This is a genomic window from Exiguobacterium sp. EF_C8 (assembly GCF_054956715.1).
This window is the reverse complement of record NZ_CM143264.1, coordinates 991,152-1,011,902: the sequence shown is the minus strand read 5'-3', so window position 1 is coordinate 1,011,902 and position 20,751 is coordinate 991,152. Positions and strand designations below refer to the sequence as shown.

Genomic DNA, 20,751 nt, shown 5'->3' with positions numbered 1-20,751 from the left:
CGATTTCGAATGGAGGAATGTCCTATGTTACGAAAAACGGCACTGATTACCGGTGCATCGGGTGGAATCGGACTGGATCTCGCTGTTCTCGCAGCGCGAGATGGCTTCGATTGTGTACTCGTTGCCCGCAATGAGAAAAAATTGAAGGAGCTTCAACAGGTCCTTGAAAAACGCTATCAGATCAAAGTCTATGTATTCGCTGCTGATTTATCACTAAGCGACAGCGTTGATCGTCTCGTGCAATACTTAGAGGAACAAGAATTGACAGTCGATCTATTGTTCAATAACGCCGGATTCGCCACGTCGGGACGCTTTGCGGAAATCGATCCAACAGAAGACATTAACTCGATCCAGGTCAACGTCGTCGCCTTGACGGATTTGACGAAACGTCTCTTACCAGGAATGGTTGAACGTGGCTTCGGACGCATCCTGAATGTCGCGTCGGTCGCTGCCTTCATGCCAGGACCTTACATGAGTGTCTACTACGCAACGAAAGCCTATGTCCTGTCGTTCTCGGAAGCACTTGCGACAGAAGTCGACGGCTCGGGTGTCAGTGTGACTTGTCTCTGCCCAGGACCGACCGATACGAACTTCTTCGACCGGGCGAACATCACGCTACCGTTCAAGAGTATGCCGTCACACCTCGTCGCATTCGCTGGGTACCGTGGCATGCTCAAAGGACGCCGCGTCGTCGTTCCAGGTGTAAGCAACCGGGCCATGGTTTCCTTGTCTCGTCTCCTGCCGCGTCGTCTCCTAACGGAAGTAACAGGACGAATCCAAAATCCTGCACGTCAGCAAGAATCCTCGACAGAAGAAGATCTCCTGTACGCGAATTCATGAAAAAACGGAAGAGCCAGATATCTGGTTCTTCCGTTTTTGTATTTACGCTTCGCGATGACGAAAGCGTCGCGTCACATAACGTTTGACGCGATCAAATGTCATCGTATAATGATACAGATAACGAACGACGAGCGCACCCGTGATTGAGACGAGGTACCCCGTCGATAAGACGAGTAACCAGGAAACAATCGCGAGGAACCATGAACTCTCGAATCGTAAATATTGCCATTGTAATCCTTCTGATGAGGTAATCAACATGGCGCCCGGGAAAACGGAGGCAGCGAGTAAGTAACAAGCGGCGTAGCGTCCTCTAATGGTACCTTTCATCAACAAAATACTACCAAACACTAAGCCGACGCTCGAGACGATGAGTAACATGACGACATAAGCAAGCGAAATCGATGATCCCAGCATATGCCTTCCCTCCTGTTCGGTATGTTACTATTCTGTACCCCTCTTTTCATCGAATGAATGCAAAATTCGTAAAAAAATCGGAAACAATATCCAGATGAATACCGCGTTACTGAATCCATGAAGTAAGTCAAACGTTCCCCCGGTCACAAGTAATGTCAAAAAGGCTTGCCACGAGAACCCGGTTAATACCAAGAAACCGAGATTGCTCACCCATCCATATAAAAAGCCAGCAAAAAAACCATACCCGGTCAATACGATTCGGGATCGAAGAAACGGAATGAATCCTAGACTGGCAATCGTTGCATACGCCAGTGCCTGAAATAGGACGAACGGACCGCTTCCTAAAAATAAACTCGTCAATACGACGACGAGCATCCCAGAGATAGCACCGGCGATTGGATGAACGAAGACGGCTACTAATAAGACGATGGCCGTTGCCGGCTGAATGTTCGGCAAACTGGAAAACAACAAACGTCCAACGATTGCCGCTGCCGTCATGATAGCGATGAACCGTAATCGTTGATCTGTCACCTGAAGTCTCTCAAACATGATCAAGAACAAAGAAACGATCAGAACCGTTACGACGATCATACGAACAACCGACTTTCTTGTAAAAAGTGCTTCGTTGGTCCATCGAAAGCCACTTCTCCGTGCACCAGATAGATGATCCGCTGTGCTGCCCGAATTAGAACTGGATCATGCGTCGCCATGACGATCAGATTCGTCGGATTCTGCTTCCACGATGCGACAAAAGCCATTCGTGCGCTGTCATCAAGTCCAGCCGTTGGTTCATCAAAGTAATAGCTGTCTTTACTCCATTCGATACCGTCCAAGAGACGTTTTTTTTGCGTCGTAAAACTACCGCTTCGATCGTCTAATGGCGCAAGCATCGGATGCGCTGGTACATAATGCATCTCTCCCGCCCGCCGAACTTTTCCGTAAAGCGGGCGCTCGACACCGAGTGCGAGACGTAGGAGCGTCGACTTTCCACTCCCATTCGCACCGACGATCGCAATCCGTTCGCCTTGATGAAATGACAATTTCCCTGTCACCAGTGCATAGCGTGTCTGCAACGGATAACGATGTTGAACGTTTTCGATTTGGTTCAGGAAACGTCCAGTTGTTTCAGCCGATTCACTCGTCAGCGAGAGGTCGGATTGGATCGTCATCGAACAATGGATCTGACAACCAAACCGTCGTTCGATTTCTTCAAGCAATCCCATTAATCGCTTGCGTCTGACATGATCAAGAAAGAGAAACGGTTCCGACAAAAAAAGTGTCTTCGGTGACGAAGACAAGGCATGACCGAGTCCGACGAGCTGTTGTTCCCCAGCCGAAAGTTCACTCGACTCCGCTTCAAAAAAGGCTTCTAAGCCAAGTAAGGTCGCAAGTTCTCCGGCTCGAAACAAGGAGACGGTCGCAAGCAAGTCCCGGACACGTCCATGTAGGAGGCGCTCTGGTGTCAAGACTGATTGATCATGCTCGATTGCCTGATGTCGCAGTCGCTCTTCGCGATCGTTGTCGGTATACATGATAGGCATCCCGCATTCCTCCCTTTGTAACTAATAATGATATTGGTAGCAACAGAGCCGAAGCGATTGCCCATGATGTGAAACAAAGCAGGACTCCCATTGTTAGCAGGACTCCGGTCTGAACATCTCGTCGCGCGAACGGTCGTAAACGAGACGGTGCCGCTTCGATCGGGATGATATGATAGGCCGCCATCCGTTCCAGACGAATGCCAAGCGACGCATCAGGATGACTCATCTTAACCTCCGGCCAAGTCCGTAAAAACGAGGGAATTAGTGCCAGGACCATACCCGTCAATCGTGTTAGTCGGGGTAGGAGACGAAACAACGGTCCCATCTGATCAAGTCGAACTAACGTGAAGATCCATTGACTTGAGGTGACGAATAATGTCACCTGGATCGTCGTTTCATATATGGCAAAAGAATCGATGCTTGCTCCATATAAGAGTGGTACACACATCATGACGGCATAGAGAGCAGGAAGTAAGAGATATCGAAAAATAGTCCGCTCTTGAACGAATAAGAACAAGAGTAGATGATAGACCACGATGATCGTTTGATCGTGTGTGAGGACGAATGGAATCGTAATCATCCCGATGAAAAAGAGAGCGACGTTCACTGGGTGAAGTCGCTCCCGTTCTGGTTTACTCAAAATAAGCCATTGCATCTTTTTCAAACCGCCATTCGAGACGGTCTCCTTTTTTCAGTTCATAACTCCCGGCACCGACTTCCCCGGGTTTTCCGTTGACACCGAAGACCCAGCCACTCCCTGCTCCAGCTGACTTTTCACGAATCCCATCGACTGCCGTTACATATGCCATCTCACCTTTACCTGTTTTAACGACATCAAGCGTTGTATCTTCAAGCGCATCCAGTGCTGTATCTTTTTTATTTAAACACACGTCTTTATCAAATAATTTCTTATCCTTGACGTGATCCACGACCGACACCTTGACTTCGGTCTCACAAGACGCTGTTTGTTGTTCCTCTTTTGCTTCTGCGCAACCGGCAAGTAACACGATACTTGCAGCAAATAACCATTTTTTCATCGTACGACTCCTTTTCGCCTTGAGGTCTCAAAGCTGTAATTGTATAACAGAATGGTTTTATCTCGTAGTGATTGACCGTCAGACCGCAGATAGGTCAGACGAATCGCATTCGCTAAAACATCGTCCCCTGTATTAACATACGGGATAAGTTTCCCTTTGTCATCAATCAAAAATACTGTCGCATCCTGTAGACTAAACGTTTCGTAGAGCCCATCGAGGTCCATCTCGACATAGGGGGTTTTGGAATCATGTAAAATCTCATGCATCGAGAGTTTTCGTAACGTCTCAAACGATTGGTTCGCATCAATCAGTTTTTGATAATACGATATCAATGATTTCGTCGCCAACTCTTCACGTGGTCGATAGGAAATCGTTCCGGTCAACTCTTGGTAACTGACATCGTACCGAATGAACCGTTTCGGAGTTTGGACGAGCATCTCAAACGAAGCATTCCGTAGATTCCCGCCTCGATCGAACATTAGCTGGCTTTGTTCCAACCGTAATCCGTCTTCTCCTACACGGCGTTCGACTTGTGCGAGAAAGCGATCGAACGAATCATCCGTGATGGTCACGCGACCAATCTGTTGAGTTTCTTCCCGCAACGTTCCGGCATCAAACGGTCCGAGGAACAGTTGAAACAGGAAGAACAAGAACCCGAATAATGCCATGTATCGTTTATAACGTGAATTCTTTTTCGGATGCAACACGATCAAAAAGATGATGATGCCGAGCGGTAATTGAATATCATAGACTGGAAACGACACGGCGCCGAGACACGCATAAAAAATGAACTTCATATACAAGTATGTTTCTTTTTCCGTTCGCCGTTCAAGTAAAAACGCTAAGCCACTAGCAGCCAGTAAAAAGAGTGCCCATAAAATGAGAAAGTCCATCTTTTACCCTTTGACCGGGACGACCCGGTGATCAAACATGAGATGGCTGTTTGCAAATACTTCTCGTGCCTCTTGTTCCAGTACTTCTTCTTGATCGACATAACGCGCAGATACGTGCGTCAAGAGGAGCTTTTTTACCTGCGCCGTATCCGCGATGACAGCTGCCTGTCGAGCAGTCGAGTGACCGAAGCGTCCCGCATGTTCGACTTCTCGATCGGCAAACGTCGCTTCATGGACTAATACATCGACATCTCGCGCGAGCTCTATCGACGCCGCGCACGGCATCGTATCGCCAAGAACCGCTAGCTTGACACCTGGTTTGGGAGATTCTAAAAAGTCAGACGATGCGTAGACCGTGCCATCGAATTCAAAGGTTTCTTCCAGTGTGATTCGGCGATAGAGTGGACCGGAAGGAACTCCAAGTGCCTTCAGTGCATCGACACGCAATGCCCCACGCTCTTCTGGTCCTTCTAGGCGGTACCCGAACGCCGGAAAACGGTGCTCAAGTGACCGCACCGTCACGCGGAAACCATCTTGTTCGTATGTTTGACCATCTTCGACTTCAACGATCTGGAGTGGATAACGTAAATATGTTCCTGTAATCCTTAATGTCGCGTCCATCCATTCCTTAATCCCTGTCGGTCCATAGATCGTTAGCGGTGTCGTTCCTTCTAAGGCAGCTCGCGTACTGATAAATCCTGGTAATCCAAAAATATGATCCCCATGTAAATGGGTGATGAAGATCGCGTTGACTTTTCGTGGTTTAATCGGACTGTGTAAGATTTGATGTTGTGTCGCCTCTCCACAATCGAACAACCAGGTCATTTTGGGGTGTAACAAGGCAATCGAAGTAACGTTCCGTTGTTTTGACGGCATACCGGCTCCTGTCCCTAAAAAATAAAATTCCATCTTTTTCCCCTTTTCGTAAAATTAGCATTTTTTATACACAAAATACACCTTTCGTCTGTTGAAGCATGGTAAACTGTACCTATTCAGATTTGGAAGGTGGTTTTTTCCATGACTAAGATTGAACGGACATATGCCCGGATCGTCCGGGAAGCCCGTAAACTAAACGAGAGTTATCGGCAAAAATACGGAAAGTCGATTCAAATCGATGAAATCGCTTCGACCTTATTATGTACAGAAGAACTCGTTTTAGAGTCTATGGAATATGTGGATCGTCCTCAAGTAGTTTAATCGTACAATGATAAAGAGTGTATCGCAATGTCGCGATACACTCTTTTTGTGTTCCATCAGCTTATTTGTTCGTGATGTAATCGACTAACGTCACACAAAGTTCCGCTGTTTTGACGAGTTCTTCGATTGGCATCTTCTCATTCGTCGTATGGATATCTTCATATCCGACCGCCAAGTTGACCGTTGGAATACCGAAACCAGCGATGACATTGGCATCTGATCCGCCACCAGAATGCAAGAGACGTGGTGTACGTCCAAGTTGTGTGATGGCTGCTTTTGCGACTTCGACAACTTGATCTCCATCTTCGAACTTGAAGCCTGGGTACATGACTTTGACTTCCACTTCGGCACGACCACCGAGTTCTGCCGCTGCTTCTTCAAACGCCGCTTTCATCTTCTCAGTCTGCGCTTCCATCTTCGGAGCAACAAGTGAACGTGCTTCCGCGAAAATTTCTACATAATCACAAACGATGTTCGTTGATGGACCACCACCGCTGAACCGTCCGATGTTAGCTGTCGTCTCTTCATCAATCCGACCGAGTGGCATCTTAGCGATGGCTTTTGAAGCAATCGTAATCGCCGAGACCCCTTTTTCTGGTGCGACACCAGCGTGAGCTGTTTTTCCAAAAATCTTCGCATTGACTTTTGCTTGGGTTGGAGCAGCGGTGATGATGTCCCCTACTTTTCCGTCTGAATCGAGTGCGAAACCGTAATCCGCATCAATTTTCGATGAATCAAGGACCATCGCCCCAACAAGTCCAGATTCTTCACCGACTGTAATGACGAACTGGATTTTTCCGTGTGGTTGTTTTGTCTCATTGAGTACATGAACGAGTTCAATTAGTGAAGCGAGTCCCGTTTTATCATCTGCTCCAAGAATCGTCGTGCCGTCCGTCTTGACATAACCGTCCTCGATGATTGGTTTGATTCCTTGACCCGGGAATACTGTATCCATATGGGAAGTGAAATAAATTTTATCGACCCCGTCTTTTGTTGCCGGAAGCGTGACGATCAAGTTATTTCCTTTGTGTTCCGTCTTAGACGAAGCGTCATCCTCAAAAACGTCACATCCGAGATCCTCAAACGTTTTTTTCAAGTGAGCACAAATCCGTGCTTCCTCTTTTGATTCCGAATCGATCTGGACAAGCTCTAAAAACGTATCCAATACGCGTTGTTCATTGACCATGACAAAAACCTCCTCTAATATACTTCAATCCAATAGCGCTTTATTAGTATACCATCCTGACAGCCATTTGCACTTCTGAAAGGTTGTTTGTACAATGGCAGTAATCAGTCGATATGAGAGAGGAGGACATGACGATATGGCAAGACCATCGAAACAACAACGGATCATTAAATGGACGACGATCGGAATCTTAGCGATTTTCCTACTCGGAACATTCGCTTCAACGATGTTCTATTTCTTTTGATTGACGTAGCGTTGTTTGAGACGCAAATATTGCTCTGCTTCCTGCAGCATATGCAACAAGGCAGATCGAACCTCGAACTCCTCCCGCGTGACGGGTAAGGCAGAGGCACGAAAACGCGTCAATAGCGCTTCTAGTTCTAAAATGTATACCATTGCGTCGGCTTCAGGTCGGACATTGTCGCCAATCGTCCGAAAGAAGGCGGCGACTTTTTTTCCTTCTTCGACGACGAGAACAAGTTCCTCCGCATGATGGACGATGCCACGTAGGAGCTCGAATTGTTGTTCGCGCATCCGGAAATAGGCATAGTCCTCATCGTCATTACGTCGACCGATCGCATTCCCCATCCGTTTTAAGGCAGCATCTTTTCCCTCATGTAACAGACGTTCCGTCTCGTCAAGCGTCAACGCATGATGATTGACTCGCCCTGTCTCGATCGCGGCCGCGACTTCATAGAATAAGGACGCGATCCGTTGATCAATTTTTTCCCGTCGGTCGTCGATCAACAAATCAAGACTTGGCATGTACATGTTGACAAGCATTCCGACACCAACACCAATTCCGAGCAATAAGGATTCATTCAACAGGATGTGTGCGTTGAGCTGACGTTCCGTATACAAATGTGTCAGTATGACGACACTCGTGATGAAACCGTCCTGAAGTCGGAGGCGTTGAACGGATGGAAGGAATAAAATGAAATAGATCAATAACGTAACCGGACGATAACCGATGACTTCGAACAGAATGAATCCAAGTACGATGGCAAGTAATGACGCCATGATCCGTTCGTAAGACGACCGAAACGTCTTCTTTCGTGTCGATTGGATACTCAAGATCGCAATGATCGCAGCAAAGACGTAATAATCGAGCTTAAGTCGCTCCGCAATCCACATCGCGAGCGCGGCAGCGACTGCCGTCTTCAGCGTTCGATAACCGATTTGCATCAGGTTCACCTCCCTTTTGTTTTTCTTTGTTAGACTACCTACGTTGGACACGAATGTCCATTGCTTTTTAAAGGACGTGATTTTCTTTGACGACACGCACTATCCGTCCTGGTCGCCCCGTGCGCCGGACTAGCTCACTGAAAGGGTTACTCTTCTTTTTCCTCATCGGCATTCTCTTGTTCTTTTGGCTTCGTGAGGAACCGAAGACAGTTTTATCCCCACCGGCTCCTTATACAGCTGAGCGCTATGAGAAAGGTACAATCAACGAACAAGACTTCCAAACGTTCGCCGAGGCAAAGGAGTATGCGGGTCAGCGTGGTGCGGTAAAGCGCGCTTCCGATGACCGCTACGTCTATCTCGGTGGACAAGGTACCGGAATCGTCGATGATCGCGGTATTCTGTCGATTCATCATGACGCCGATTTAAAGAAACGGCTTACCTATGTCGCTTCCGGCACACGCGTCCAATTGCTTCAGTTCGGTGAACAGACGAGTCGCGTCAGCGTCGCAGGCGCAACTGGTTATGTTCCAACGGATCGCTTACGTCCGTTCCCGGCAGAACGTGTCTCGAATCCGTCGTACTATCAGACGAAGGGAAATCGACTCCTTCACTACATCGTTGCTGACGGTGGACTTGGTGGATTGATTGTCGCTGGTGAAGCGATGAACGCGACGTCTCGGACGAGCAAATACGTCGAATCGAAGACACTGACACGTGATTTGACGAAACCGACGCGCCTGAGTGCCAAACAACTCGATGCGTTCATCAAGGAGCAAGCGCCGGACAGCCCTTTGGTCGGGAAAGGAAAAGTCTTTAAGTCCGTTGAAAAGAAATACCGGGTCAACGCGGCCTACCTGCTTGCACACGCCATCCACGAATCCGACTATGGACGGTCTGAGATTGCCCGCGAAAAAAATAATCTATTCGGCGTCAATGCGACGGATTCTGCCCCGGGAGAAGATGCGACTGCTTATAAATCCTTGACGGATTCAATCGAGCAGACCGGCCGATTCATCGCAAAGGACTATCTTGATCGGGATGGACGTTATTTCCGCGGGGCTTACCTTGGGAACAAACAAAAAGGAATGAATGTCTTTTACGCGTCAGACCCCTTCTGGAGCGAAAAAATCGCTGGTATCCTAGTGAAAATGAACGCCTTCTAAATCCGAGATATGATACACTATAGGGCGAGACAACAATCATTGAGGAGTGAACACGTCATGGAAAAAGTTTTAGTATTTGGTCATAAAAATCCTGATACCGATACGATCACATCGGCAATCGCTTATGCAGAATTAAAGAAAGCGCTCGGTGTCAATGCCGAAGCAATCCGTCTTGGTGAGATGAATGATGAAACGTTATTCGCGCTCGATACGTTCAAAGTTTCAGCACCACGTCTAGTGACAGAGGTCGCGACAGAAGCGTCACACGTCATCTTAGTCGACCACAACGAATGTCAGCAAAGTGCGAACGATATCGACGCTGTTATCGTAACAGAAGTCATCGACCATCACCGAATCGCAAACTTCGAGACATCGGATCCTGTCTATTACCGGGCAGAACCAGTCGGTTGTACAGCAACGATCCTTAACAAGCTCTACAAAGAGCATGGTGTTGCAATCAAACCAGAAATCGCTGGTCTGATGCTATCAGCGATCATTTCTGACTCGCTTCTGTTCAAATCACCGACTTGCACAGAGCAAGATATCATCGCAGCTCGTGAACTCGCAGAAATCGCCGGTGTCGATGCGAACGTCTACGGTCTTGAGATGCTCAAAGCTGGAGCTGATCTCTCGAAGAAAACCGTTCCTGAATTGATCTCACTTGACGCAAAAGAATTCACGATGGGAACACTCAAAGTCGAAATCGCTCAAGTCAACACGGTCGATACAGCTGAAGTTTTGCTTCGCCAAGAAGAACTCGAAACAGCGATCAACGAAGTCATCCTTGCAAAAGGTCTTGATTTGTTCGTCTTCATCGTCACGGATATCTTGACGAACAACTCAGTCGGACTCGTCCTCGGGAAAGAAGCGAATCTCGTCGAACGTGCTTATGGTCTTGAAGCGACGAACAACCTCGTCTACCTCGAAGGTGTCGTTTCACGTAAGAAACAAGTCGTTCCTGTTTTAACAGATACAGCTCTTGCAACACAATAAGTAAAAAAAGAAGGAGTTCGCTCCTTCTTTTTTGAATAAAGAATATGAATGGTCGTTCATTCATTACATAAAGGAGGAATCAATATGACACAAACAATCATGGTGACGGGTGGAACAAACGGTATGGGAAAAGCGATGGCGATCGCTTTAAAGGAAGCTGGCTGGAATGTCGTCGTCACAGGACGTGACGCAGAACGCTTGCGACTGATGGATGAAGCATTGGAACAGATTCAAGGCGAGCATCTGACGATTCAGATGGATGTCCGTGACGCGGACGCTTGTCTTGATGCTGTCAAGCAAGCACGCGAACGGTTCGGTCGTCTCGAGGCATTAATCAACAATGCTGCCGGGAACTTCATCTGTCCGACCGACGAGTTATCACCAAATGGATGGAAGACGGTCATCGATATCGTCCTTAACGGGACATTTAACTGCTGTCACGCTCTTGTCAAGGGTTGGCAGGAAGATCAAGTCGCTGGCGGTCAAATCGTCAATATCGTCGCTTCTTATGCATGGCAGGCAGGTGCCAGTGTCGCTCCGAGTGCTGCTGCAAAAGCCGGCGTGCTGAACTTGACGCGGACGCTTGCCGTCGAATGGGGCTATAAATATCAAGCCCGTGTCAACGCGATCAGTCCGGGACCGATCGAACGAACGGGTGGTGCCGATAAACTCGCTTTATCACCAGAACACGCGGAACGAATTCGCCGCAACGTCCCACTCGGTCGATTCGGAACACCGGAAGAGATCGCGACGCTCGCAACCTGGATGGTATCAGATCAAGCCCGCTACTTGAACGGAGAATGCATCGCTCTTGACGGTGGTCATTGGTTAAATAAACAACCATTCTGATGATTGAGATTTAATGACTTAAGAAGTCGTTCTCCACAAAGATAAGAATGACGCGTTTCATGCCACTCCTACAGGAAAAAGCGCATTTTTGCGCTGTCAGAGACGAACAAGATCTGCTTTCCAGCTTGAATGAAGCAGGAAAACTAGCTTGTGTCTCGCCTGAGGAAAGAGCGTGAAAAGACGCGGCATTCTTTTTTGGAGTCAGCCCCTTACATTCGTCTCGAACTATTTTTCTTTCTTTTCGCTATGTTTATGAATTATATAGAACAGGTAGAAAGTACAAGAAGGAGGCGATCATATGTGGGGTGCGTTCGGTTGGGGTGCGTTAGCAGGTGGCGCCGTTGTCATTGGCGCCTTGTTTGGACTGTACTTACCCTTAAAACAACGACTGATCGGTTACATCATGTCGTTTGGAACAGGAATCTTGATTGGAGCAGCGACATTTGAGTTGCTCGATGAGGCATTAAAGAAATCAACAACGTTCGTCGTCGCGATTTCCTTTATCGTCGGGGCACTTGTCTTTACGGGCTTTGACTTGTTCGTCTCGTCACGCGGCGCGAGTAAACGGAAACGCTCGTCTGGTGGGAATGAAGGCACGGGGACGGCGATTTTCTTTGGGACGATTCTTGATGCCATCCCAGAATCAATCATGATCGGTGCCAGTCTGTTATCTGGAAATGTCAGCGCGGCACTCGTCGCGGCAATTTTCGTCAGTAACATCCCGGAAGGTTTATCGAGTACGACAGGGTTACGAAAAGATGGCTTTTCGAAGAAAAAAGTCTTGCTGATGTGGGGAGTCGTCTGGTTAATCTCCGCCCTCGCCTCACTCGCCGGCTATACGGTTCTCGCAGAACTACCAGACATGCAGTTCGCCATGATCGGTGGCTTCGCAAGTGGTGGGATCATCGCGATGCTCGCTTCGACGATGATGCCGGAAGCTCACGAGGAAGGCGGCGCGATCGTTGGTCTGTTCGCAGCACTTGGATTAATCACTGCCATCATCCTCAGTTAAACACATAAGGCGTGTTGTCCGGGAAACGAACCGGACAACACGCCTTATGTGTTTAACAATTTAAAACTCACCTGTTCCTCCCGTAATCCCCTCCCATTCCTCCTTAAAACGAGCCACGAACTCTTCCATGTAGCGATGCCGTTCCTCCGCTAAATGATGGGCTGTCTTCGTATTCATTAAATCTTTTAGTCGGAATAACTTTTCTTCAAAATGATTCAGGGCACTTGTCTCGCCTGTTCGATCACCCGGTTTTCGTGGTGTTAGTCCTGGCACATGCATTGGCTCCCCGAACCGACCAGCAAACTGAAACGTTCGCGCAATCCCGATTGCGCCAATCGCATCGAGACGGTCGGCGTCTTGGACGACTTGTCCTTCGATCGTTCGCATTGGTGGACGTGTGCCATCTTTATAGGACAGGCTCGTGATAATGTTTAAAATCTGTTCCTGTTCCTCCTCTGTCACCTTTCCTTGCAAAAAGGTGGCGACCGTCTCTGCCGTTCCCCCGAGTTTGCTATCTGCTACGTCATGAAGTAAGGCTGCTAATTCGATGATCCGAACATTCCCGCCTTCCTGTTTTGCAATATGTAACGCTAAACGGCGAACTCGTTCAATGTGAGCATAATCATGACCTGAAAAGTCCGTCGCATGAAACGACCGGACGAACGCTTCCGTTTCTTGAATCATTGTCGACCCCTCCATTCCGGTTCAAGTAATCCATACAGTATCATGTCATGCCGCTCTCCGTCTCGTCGTAAAAAAGCACGGTATCTTCCTTCCTGCACGAACCCAAGTCGCTCGTATAATTTAATTGCACGCAAATTATAATCAAAGACCGTCAATTGAATCCGGTACAGATTCAGCTCCAAGAAGGCATATTCGAGGATCGTCTGTAGCGCATCCGTCGCATACCCTTGCCCTTCACAATCCGAATCGATGCCGATCATCAACCATGCCGTTCCGTGTGTCGGTAAAATATCTTCTAATGCAACGACCCCAATCATCCGTTCATCTTCAAAGTTCCGAATCGCAAATCGAAACGTCTCCGGTGCATCCGTCGCCATCATCTTTTCAATCTTATCCATGGATAAATGACGATATGGCGTCGCACTAAAATTGCGGGCGAATGTCGCATCGTCAAGCAATCGTTGCATCACTTCGGTATCTTCCGGTTGAAAACGTGTCAGACGAGTATGATGACCTTCCAGTAGTTTTTTCATTCTTATCCCCCTCTATATTAAAAATCGAAAAACGCTAACCCCTTTTCAGAGTTAGCGTACGGTGATCATAAAACTTTTTCGAGGAATTTTTTTGCCCGGTCCGTCTTCGGATTGTCGAAGAGTTCGACTGGTGAACCTTCTTCCATTAAAATTCCTTCATCGAGGAACAAGACACGATCGGCGACTTCTTTTGCGAAGCCCATCTCGTGCGTCACGATGACCATCGTCATTCCACTCTCAGCAAGCTGCTTCATGACGTCTAGCACTTCGTTGACCATCTCTGGGTCAAGGGCTGATGTCGGTTCATCGAACAGCATGACGTTCGGTTCCATCGCAAGTGCGCGGGCGATCGCGACCCGTTGTTTTTGTCCACCTGACAACTGATTCGGGTAATTATCGCGTTTTTCCGCTAAACCGACACGTTCCAGTAACGTCTCCGCTCGTTTAATCGCCTCGTCCTTTGAAATCCCGAGGACGTTGATTGGTGCGTACGTCAGATTATCAAGGACAGACTTATGCGGGAACAAGTTGAACTGTTGGAAAACCATGCCGATGTTCTGACGTGCTTTCGAGATGTTCGCCTTTGGTTTTGTCAGTTCAAAACCATCGACGATGATCGTCCCACTCGTTGGTTGTTCAAGTAAATTGATACATCGTAGAAATGTTGATTTACCAGATCCCGACGGTCCGATGACAGCGACGACTTCACCGCGTGTAACCGTCGTCGAGATACCTTTTAATACTTCTAATTTTCCGAACTGCTTATGCAAATCGGTGACTTGGATCATAGGTTCCATCTGATTACCCACTCTTTCTCATAGCTTTTTCGACTTGTTGGCCTATCAAGCTCAATCCCATGACAAGAACAAAATATACGAATCCGGCAAACAATAACGGTTCGAAATAGATTGCCTTTTCTCCTCCGACGATTTGCGCCCGGCGCATGACATCAAGCACGCCGACCGTCGAGACAAGCGCCGACTCCTTCGTCAACGTGATCAATTCGTTCATGATCGCTGGGAGGATGTTTTTAAAGGCTTGCGGCAAAATGATCGAACGCAGTTGTTTGAAATACGAAATACCGAGCGCGTCTGCTGCTTCCCATTGTCCACGATCAACAGCCTGAATCCCTGCCCGAATGATTTCCGAAATATACGCTCCGGAGTTCAAAGAGAAGGCGATGATTGCTGATTGGTATCCTGTCGTGACATATCCAGTTAGTTGCGGTAATCCGAAGTGAACGATTGCCAGTTGCAAAATCAGTGGTGTACCCCGGAAAATCGCTGTGTAGGCATGACCGATAAAACGGAGGATTCGACTTTTTGTGATTTTTAGTGCCGCGACGACGATTCCGATCAGCATCCCGGCAATGGCTGCTACGATGACGACTTGGAAGAGGACCGGAATGCCCTCGAGAATATATGGAATTGAATCTTGAATCTTTGTAAAGTCTATCATAATCAATCTCCTAACGTCGCACAAAAGGGATGAGGTTACCCCCACCCCCATGCACTTGACTTATTTTGCTTCTTTTTGGAACCACTCTTCTGCTAATTTATCGATTTCACCACTGTCGATCATTTTCTTCAGCTCTTTGTTGAAATCGTCACGCATCTTATCCCCTTTTTTGAAGGCGATTGCTGAACCAGCTGGACCATCTTCTTTAATCTGGTACGTTTTCAGGGAGGCATCTTGATCCATGTATTTGACGGCGACTGCATCCTCGATAATGAGGGCATCGATCCGACCTGTATTCAATTCTTGAATGATTTCTGGAATTTTGTTCAATGGAACCGTTTCGCTGTCTTTAAAGCGGTCTTTCGCGAGTCCCTCTTGAATCGAACCAAGCTGGACACCGATTTTTTTACCTTTGAGTTCATCTTCTGAACTGATCGCTTTATCCTTCGTCATGACTAAGTTTTTCGATTCGAAGTAAATGTCCGTGAAGTCAGCATTTTTCTTCCGTTCTTCCGTTGGTGTCATGCCCGCCATGACGAAATCCACACGACCTGAGCTAAGCGCACCAAGTAGACTACCGAATTCCATATCTTCGATTTTTAATTTATATCCAAGATTTTTCGTAACTTCTTTGGCGATCGCAACGTCGAAGCCGACGATGTCTTCTCCTTTTTTCGTATCGATGTATTCAAATGGGAAGTAATCCGCTGATGTTCCCATCGTCAATACTTTATCATCCTTACTTGATCCACCTGTTGATTCTTCCGACGCGCCACATGCTGCCATTGTGACTGCCAGAATGCCTGCCATTGCCGTTGCTAATAATTTTTTCATTCGAGTTTTCCCCTTCCAACGCTCAATTGTCAGAACTTTAACAATAGTATGACTTATGTGTATGTCCAATTCAATACCGAAAAGCCTGACCTGTTCTATTGCTTTTAGGATATACGAATATTTATTCACTGTAAAGCATAAATATATAAATTTTTTTGACTTTCTATTCATAAATCATGCATAAATGACTGTTTATACAATTTTGCAAACGTTTTCAAATTTAAAATTTATTATTTTAGTCTTATGAATACACAAAAAAGACTCCTTTTTCAGGAGTCTTCTTCGTTTAGGCGTAGATTTCAATTAATGATTCAAGTTTCTCGACGACTTCTTCCGCCGTGAACGATTCGATGTCGAAGCGCTCGACCATCGAGAGGATGTTTCCATCTTGCATTAACGCAAATGATGGAGATGAAGGTGGATAACCTTCGAAATATTCACGCGCACGGTCTGTCGCTTCGCGATCTTGTCCAGCGAATACTGTGACGAAATGATCGGGCTTGATGCCCTCTTTCCGATTGACGTACGCTGCTGCAGGACGGGCGATCCCGCCAGCACATCCACAAACAGAATTGACAAGGACAAGTGTCAGACCTTCCCGTTTCATTGCTTCATCCACGCTCTCTGGCGTCGTTAATTCTTCAAATCCAGCAGCTTGCGCTTCTTTGCGGGCTGTTTGGACGACATCTTCAAAATACATTTGGAAATCCATCGTATTGCCTCCTTTGATTCGTTCTCCTTCTTATTGTACGAGTTTCGGTGAAATCTGTCCAAGTCTGCCGCTTAATTCATTTTCTAAAAATGGTCGCGCCTGCAACAGATCACGGAACGCGATGTACCGGTCGATTTTTTCTTCCGTTGGTCGCTTGTTTTGTTTGTACGCACGGATCAAGATGTTCTTCGGTGTGTGCTCAAGATCGATGAATTCAAGCAATTGCGCTTCATATCCTACAAGCGTCAATAACTCGGCACGAATCGAGTCCGTCGCAAGTGATGCGAATTTTTCTTTGATCAGTCCGTGCTGGAGCATGACATCAAGTGGAGCGCAGTCCAGTTGACGGTTCAGCTCCTTTTGACAACACGGTACACTTAGGATGACTGATGCATTCCAGTCGACAGCTCGTGCGAGTGCGACGTCCGTCGCGACATCACAAGCGTGAAGCGTCACCATCAGGTCGACTTCCGTTTCCCCTGTATAATCATGAACGTCCCCGACGCGGAATGTCAGATCGGTATAATCCAGATCACTTGCAATTTGCGTACATTCTTCGATAACTTCTTTCTTTAAATCAAGACCTGTCACTTCAAGGTCGAATCCTTTGACGACTTTTAAATAATGGTAGAGAGCGAACGTCAAATACGATTTCCCGCAACCAAAGTCTAAAATCCGCAGTTTTTTTCCTGTTGGTAAGGCGGCGATGCTATCCTCGACGAATTCAAGGAAGCGATTGATTTGCTTGAACTTATCGTACTTCTGTTTTTTGACTTGCCCCGCTTCCGTCATCACACCTAGACGAATCAGAAACGGAACCGGTACACCGTCTTCTAATAGATAGGTTTTTTTTCGGTCATGCGACAAGAGTGCTTTCATCGGTTCCTTTTGGGATGTCTTGATCGCGACTTTCATCTTTTTCGAGAGCTGGAACTGCCATTCTTCTTCTTCAAAACGGAAGAGGAATTGCCGGAATTCCGTGAACCAGTCATCGAGTCGACCGATGAAATCCTCCACTAAAATATTTTCATGCTTCATGACGCGTTCAAATTGAAACTCAACCTGCATCATCACCGTATCTCTTAATAGAATCGGTTTTACCTTGATTCGTCGGAGATCATTGGATTTTTGACGCGGATTGCTCATCGTTGCATGGATCAGTACTCCTTGCGTGATTTTCGAAGCAAGGTTCGCTTTTAATTCATGTAGTTCCACTAGTCGTCCCGTCCTTTTCTAATGTTCTTTCGAAACTGTAGCAAATTCGTACCTGTTCGACAAGTTTACACGCTTCATCATTCTTACGTAATCAAAAGGAGGAATGCATCATGTTCAAAAAAATTCTCTCACAAATCGGAATCGGTGCTGCAACGGTCGACACACGGTTGACGGATGATCGCTGTGAACCAGGCGGTCAAATCCACGGTGTCGTCCATATCAAAGGTGGAAACGTCGATCAAGGAATTGACCGGATTTATCTTGAATTCAACACGCAGTACAAACAAGAAGTCAATGATAGTACGACGTTTACGACCTTTACGCTCGACCGGTTTGCCTTAAATGAAGCGAAGTTCACGATCGAAGCGGGTGTCGAGCGGGAAATTCCATTCACATTACGTGTGCCACTAAATACGCCACTCTCCGTCAGCCAATCGAAATCATGGATCGAGACCGGACTTGACATCGCACAATCCGTTGATCCGTCGGACCGTGACGCTGTCATCGTCGAAGCAAACCGTTACCAAACGACGGTCTTAGATGCCATGGAGTCACTTGGCTTCCGGTTAAAGAAAGCCGATACAGAAAAATTACCTGGACGATTCCGTAAAGATTTACCGATTGCTCAGGAACTTGAATACTCAGCACGCAATACACACTACGCTCATAAACTGGATGAGATCGAAATCATCATGCTCCAAGACAGCTCAGGGATTGATTTAATCGTCCAAGTCGATCGTCGTGCGCATAGTCTCGGATCATTGTTCAGTGAAATGGCTGGAGCGGATGAGTCGATGATCAAACTACGCCTATCCAATAGTGAACTGCAGGATCAGTCATTTGTCGAACGCCAGCTGACAAACATCGTGGAGCGCTATAGCTGATCGATCGAATGACTAAAAAGTGATTCCTCTTCAAGGGGAGTCATTTTTTTGTTCAAATCGGAATGCACAAAAACATTATTAAAACTTATTTGCTAATGTAATCGTTTTCAAATAAAATATTGTTTTAAAACAAGCACCTTGCTATACTGTCCGTATTGAAAAGAATTCCAGTCGTGGTTTGACTAGAGGAGGATGTACATCATGAAAAGGATCGGGCAATTCACGTTAACAGCAGGACTCGCAGCAGTACTCGTTTCAAGTAGTTTGCCTGTCATGGCAGAGGCAGGATCTTCAGCAGATCGGATCAGTCAAAAAATCGACACGATGACGCTCGAACAAAAAATTGGACAGATGATCATGCCGGACTTCCGGCAGTGGAATGGCAGTAACCATACGTCGCTTGCTCCGGAAGTCGCGAACATCATCGACCGCTATGATTTAGGTGGCGTCATTTTGTTTGCTGAGAACGTCAGTGAAACCGAACAGACGACAAAACTCGTTCATGATCTGCAAGAAGTGGTCAAACAAGATGACAGCAACGATATTCCGCTCTTTGTCACGATCGACCAAGAAGGTGGCATCGTCACTCGGCTCGGAACAGGAACGAACTTACCCGGCAATATGGCGTTAGGTGCGACCCATAGTAGCGCGTATGCCAATGATGCCGGTCATATCATCGGTTCTGAACTGCATGCGCTTGGCATCAATGTCAACTTCGGTCCGGTTCTTGACGTCAACAGTAACCCTGGAAATCCCGTCATCGGTGTTCGCTCGTTCTCAAGTGACCCGGAGCTCGTCGGAACGCTCGGTTCCGCTTTGATGAAGGGTATTCAAACTGAAGGCGTCGCAGCGACCGCGAAACACTTCCCGGGTCACGGCGATACCGCGACCGATTCCCATTATGGCTTGCCGGTTGTCAACCGGTCCCTGGAGGAGCTGGAACAAGTCGAGCTCGTCCCGTTCAAGCGAGCCATCGCCGAAGACATCGATATGATCATGACAGGACACATCGGAATGCCGCAAATCGAGTCTGAAGTCGTCACGTCAAAAAACGGCACTTTCCCTTTACCTGCGACATTGTCGGATGACGTCATCACGGGCGTACTGCGCGAAAAACTCGGCTACGATGGCATCGTCATCACGGATGCTTTGAATATGCAGGCGATCGCCGACAATTTTACGGAATCAGAAGCCGTTCTGAAAACATTTGACGCCGGTGTCGACATCGCGCTCATGCCGACGATTCTTCGTTCCGAGCAGGATGTCACAAAACTCGACCAGATTTTTAAGGACGTGATTGCGGCAGTCAAAGACGGACGTCTGTCAGAGGAACGGATTGATCAATCGGTCGAGCGGATCCTGACGCTGAAGGCAGAACGCGGAATATGGAATGGCACGACGGATACGACATCCTTAGCAGATAAACTCGCGCAAGCGAACCAAATCGTCGGTAGTCCCGAACATAAAGCAAAAGAACGCGCGATGACGGAAGCCGCGGTCACACTCGTGAAAAATGATCAGCGGACGTTACCCTTCAAGCCGAAAAAGAATGCAAACGTTCTTGTGATCGCCCCTGCGACGGATCAAACGGACAGCATGAAAAAGACGATTGCTTCCCTGCCTAAGAACCGGAACTGGCACGTAACGACAGCGAATTACTCGGCTACTACGCTACCGCTCGACCAAAACCCGACACTACGGGCACAACTCGATGCAGCAGATTACATCATCGTCGGTTCAAACGTCAATACGAGTGCCAAACTACTGCCTACTGCACCAGAACAAGCGATTCCGGCTTCAATCTTCCGGTATGCGAAACAAACAGATATACCATCCGTCTTGCTTAGCCTCCGCAATCCATACGATGTCGCCGTTCAACCGGACGCACCGGCACACGTCCTCGTCTATGGTTTTAAAGGGGATCCGAACGGACCGGACTCCGAAGCAGGCAATCTGAAATCAGCGGGACCGAACCTCCCTGCTGGTATCCGAGCGATTTTCGGAACGTTTAAGCCGCAAGGCACTTTACCTGTTGATGTACCAGTCTTTAAGAACGGTGTCTTTACCGATCAACTGTATCTCGAGTTCGGTGACGGCTTTAAAAACTGGAAAAAATGAGAA

Annotated in this window: 24 protein-coding genes; 8 read left to right on the top strand and 16 right to left on the bottom strand. The window is 47.4% G+C overall.

Going from position 1 to position 20,751, the window contains the following annotated elements; all coding sequences use genetic code 11:
- Window positions 1-24 precede the first annotated feature (24 nt).
- The gene (locus ACY2IG_RS05240) at window positions 25-840 is read left to right on the top strand and encodes an SDR family NAD(P)-dependent oxidoreductase (protein WP_056060320.1); all 816 of its coding nucleotides are present in this window, start codon (window positions 25-27) and stop codon (window positions 838-840) included.
- Window positions 841-882: 42 nt separating this feature from the next.
- Here the strand turns inward: ACY2IG_RS05240 and ACY2IG_RS05235 are convergent, their stop codons facing one another.
- The 7 genes from ACY2IG_RS05235 to rnz are packed head-to-tail and all read right to left on the bottom strand — an operon-like array spanning window position 883 to window position 5,634.
- Entirely contained in the window at window positions 883-1,254 is a 372-nt protein-coding gene (locus tag ACY2IG_RS05235) for a hypothetical protein (RefSeq protein ID WP_056060317.1), read from the bottom strand.
- 27 nt (window positions 1,255-1,281) lie between these two features.
- Window positions 1,282-1,845, bottom strand: coding sequence for an ECF transporter S component (locus tag ACY2IG_RS05230; RefSeq protein WP_313586897.1), 564 nt, complete (start codon window positions 1,843-1,845; stop codon window positions 1,282-1,284).
- The gene (locus ACY2IG_RS05225; protein WP_462618441.1) at window positions 1,842-2,795 is read right to left on the bottom strand and encodes an ATP-binding cassette domain-containing protein; all 954 of its coding nucleotides are present in this window, start codon (window positions 2,793-2,795) and stop codon (window positions 1,842-1,844) included. The genes ACY2IG_RS05230 and ACY2IG_RS05225 overlap by 4 nt, the downstream gene beginning before the upstream one ends.
- Window positions 2,731-3,450, bottom strand: a complete 720-nt coding sequence (locus tag ACY2IG_RS05220; RefSeq protein ID WP_056060308.1) for a hypothetical protein — start codon at window positions 3,448-3,450, stop codon at window positions 2,731-2,733. Before ACY2IG_RS05220 ends, ACY2IG_RS05225 begins: the two co-directional genes overlap by 65 nt.
- Window positions 3,428-3,832, bottom strand: a complete 405-nt coding sequence (locus tag ACY2IG_RS05215; RefSeq protein ID WP_462618440.1) for a DUF4430 domain-containing protein — start codon at window positions 3,830-3,832, stop codon at window positions 3,428-3,430. The genes ACY2IG_RS05220 and ACY2IG_RS05215 overlap by 23 nt, the downstream gene beginning before the upstream one ends.
- On the bottom strand, window positions 3,829-4,725 hold the full coding sequence (locus ACY2IG_RS05210; protein ID WP_035409016.1) for a hypothetical protein: 897 nt from the start codon (window positions 4,723-4,725) through the stop codon (window positions 3,829-3,831). The genes ACY2IG_RS05215 and ACY2IG_RS05210 overlap by 4 nt, the downstream gene beginning before the upstream one ends.
- A gap of 3 nt (window positions 4,726-4,728) precedes the next feature.
- Window positions 4,729-5,634, bottom strand: coding sequence for a ribonuclease Z (rnz, locus tag ACY2IG_RS05205; protein WP_035409018.1), 906 nt, complete (start codon window positions 5,632-5,634; stop codon window positions 4,729-4,731).
- A 108-nt stretch (window positions 5,635-5,742) separates the two neighbouring features.
- Here rnz and ACY2IG_RS05200 point away from each other — a divergent pair, with 108 nt between their 5' ends.
- Window positions 5,743-5,922 carry a hypothetical protein gene (locus tag ACY2IG_RS05200; protein ID WP_023467629.1) on the top strand — a complete coding sequence of 60 codons (180 nt, stop codon included), beginning with the start codon at window positions 5,743-5,745 and terminating at the stop codon, window positions 5,920-5,922.
- 61 nt (window positions 5,923-5,983) lie between these two features.
- Here the strand turns inward: ACY2IG_RS05200 and ACY2IG_RS05195 are convergent, their stop codons facing one another.
- Together ACY2IG_RS05195 and ACY2IG_RS05190 are read right to left on the bottom strand one after the other, a co-directional pair.
- Window positions 5,984-7,108, bottom strand: coding sequence for a M20/M25/M40 family metallo-hydrolase (locus tag ACY2IG_RS05195; RefSeq protein WP_056060303.1), 1,125 nt, complete (start codon window positions 7,106-7,108; stop codon window positions 5,984-5,986).
- A 231-nt stretch (window positions 7,109-7,339) separates the two neighbouring features.
- Window positions 7,340-8,293: an aromatic acid exporter family protein gene (locus ACY2IG_RS05190; RefSeq protein WP_035409021.1), complete on the bottom strand. Its 954-nt coding sequence runs from the start codon at window positions 8,291-8,293 to the stop codon at window positions 7,340-7,342.
- 86 nt (window positions 8,294-8,379) lie between these two features.
- Between ACY2IG_RS05190 and ACY2IG_RS05185 the strand changes: the two genes are divergently transcribed.
- From ACY2IG_RS05185 to ACY2IG_RS05170, 4 genes are all read left to right on the top strand, one after another.
- Window positions 8,380-9,456, top strand: a complete 1,077-nt coding sequence (locus tag ACY2IG_RS05185) for an N-acetylglucosaminidase (RefSeq protein ID WP_462618439.1) — start codon at window positions 8,380-8,382, stop codon at window positions 9,454-9,456.
- Between the two features lie 57 nt (window positions 9,457-9,513).
- Window positions 9,514-10,449 (top strand): manganese-dependent inorganic pyrophosphatase, encoded by a 936-nt coding sequence (locus ACY2IG_RS05180; protein WP_462618438.1) that lies wholly within the window; start codon window positions 9,514-9,516, stop codon window positions 10,447-10,449.
- Between the two features lie 84 nt (window positions 10,450-10,533).
- On the top strand, window positions 10,534-11,298 hold the full coding sequence (gene fadH, locus ACY2IG_RS05175) for a 2,4-dienoyl-CoA reductase (protein ID WP_462618437.1): 765 nt from the start codon (window positions 10,534-10,536) through the stop codon (window positions 11,296-11,298).
- 298 nt (window positions 11,299-11,596) lie between these two features.
- Entirely contained in the window at window positions 11,597-12,310 is a 714-nt protein-coding gene (locus tag ACY2IG_RS05170; RefSeq protein ID WP_035409029.1) for a ZIP family metal transporter, read from the top strand.
- 60 nt (window positions 12,311-12,370) lie between these two features.
- Here ACY2IG_RS05170 and ACY2IG_RS05165 read toward each other — a convergent pair whose 3' ends face one another.
- The 7 genes from ACY2IG_RS05165 to ACY2IG_RS05135 all read right to left on the bottom strand — a co-directional run bounded on the left by ACY2IG_RS05165 (window position 12,371) and on the right by ACY2IG_RS05135 (window position 17,746).
- Window positions 12,371-13,009 carry an HD domain-containing protein gene (locus tag ACY2IG_RS05165; protein WP_374120229.1) on the bottom strand — a complete coding sequence of 213 codons (639 nt, stop codon included), beginning with the start codon at window positions 13,007-13,009 and terminating at the stop codon, window positions 12,371-12,373.
- On the bottom strand, window positions 12,991-13,527 hold the full coding sequence (locus ACY2IG_RS05160) for a GNAT family N-acetyltransferase (RefSeq protein ID WP_308101199.1): 537 nt from the start codon (window positions 13,525-13,527) through the stop codon (window positions 12,991-12,993). The genes ACY2IG_RS05165 and ACY2IG_RS05160 overlap by 19 nt, the downstream gene beginning before the upstream one ends.
- A 65-nt stretch (window positions 13,528-13,592) precedes the next feature.
- Entirely contained in the window at window positions 13,593-14,315 is a 723-nt protein-coding gene (locus tag ACY2IG_RS05155) for an amino acid ABC transporter ATP-binding protein (RefSeq protein WP_035409728.1), read from the bottom strand.
- A 13-nt stretch (window positions 14,316-14,328) separates the two neighbouring features.
- Complete coding sequence (locus tag ACY2IG_RS05150) at window positions 14,329-14,988, bottom strand: amino acid ABC transporter permease (protein WP_035409731.1); 660 nt, start codon at window positions 14,986-14,988, stop codon at window positions 14,329-14,331.
- A gap of 57 nt (window positions 14,989-15,045) precedes the next feature.
- Window positions 15,046-15,819 carry a transporter substrate-binding domain-containing protein gene (locus ACY2IG_RS05145; protein ID WP_035409033.1) on the bottom strand — a complete coding sequence of 258 codons (774 nt, stop codon included), beginning with the start codon at window positions 15,817-15,819 and terminating at the stop codon, window positions 15,046-15,048.
- Window positions 15,820-16,105: 286 nt separating this feature from the next.
- Complete coding sequence (locus ACY2IG_RS05140) at window positions 16,106-16,531, bottom strand: BrxA/BrxB family bacilliredoxin (RefSeq protein ID WP_023467616.1); 426 nt, start codon at window positions 16,529-16,531, stop codon at window positions 16,106-16,108.
- Between the two features lie 30 nt (window positions 16,532-16,561).
- On the bottom strand, window positions 16,562-17,746 hold the full coding sequence (locus ACY2IG_RS05135; RefSeq protein WP_462618436.1) for a class I SAM-dependent methyltransferase: 1,185 nt from the start codon (window positions 17,744-17,746) through the stop codon (window positions 16,562-16,564).
- A gap of 110 nt (window positions 17,747-17,856) precedes the next feature.
- Here ACY2IG_RS05135 and ACY2IG_RS05130 point away from each other — a divergent pair, with 110 nt between their 5' ends.
- Together ACY2IG_RS05130 and ACY2IG_RS05125 are read left to right on the top strand one after the other, a co-directional pair.
- Complete coding sequence (locus tag ACY2IG_RS05130) at window positions 17,857-18,630, top strand: sporulation protein (protein ID WP_462618435.1); 774 nt, start codon at window positions 17,857-17,859, stop codon at window positions 18,628-18,630.
- A gap of 201 nt (window positions 18,631-18,831) precedes the next feature.
- Entirely contained in the window at window positions 18,832-20,748 is a 1,917-nt protein-coding gene (locus ACY2IG_RS05125) for a glycoside hydrolase family 3 protein (RefSeq protein ID WP_462618434.1), read from the top strand.
- Window positions 20,749-20,751: the final 3 nt, after the last annotated feature.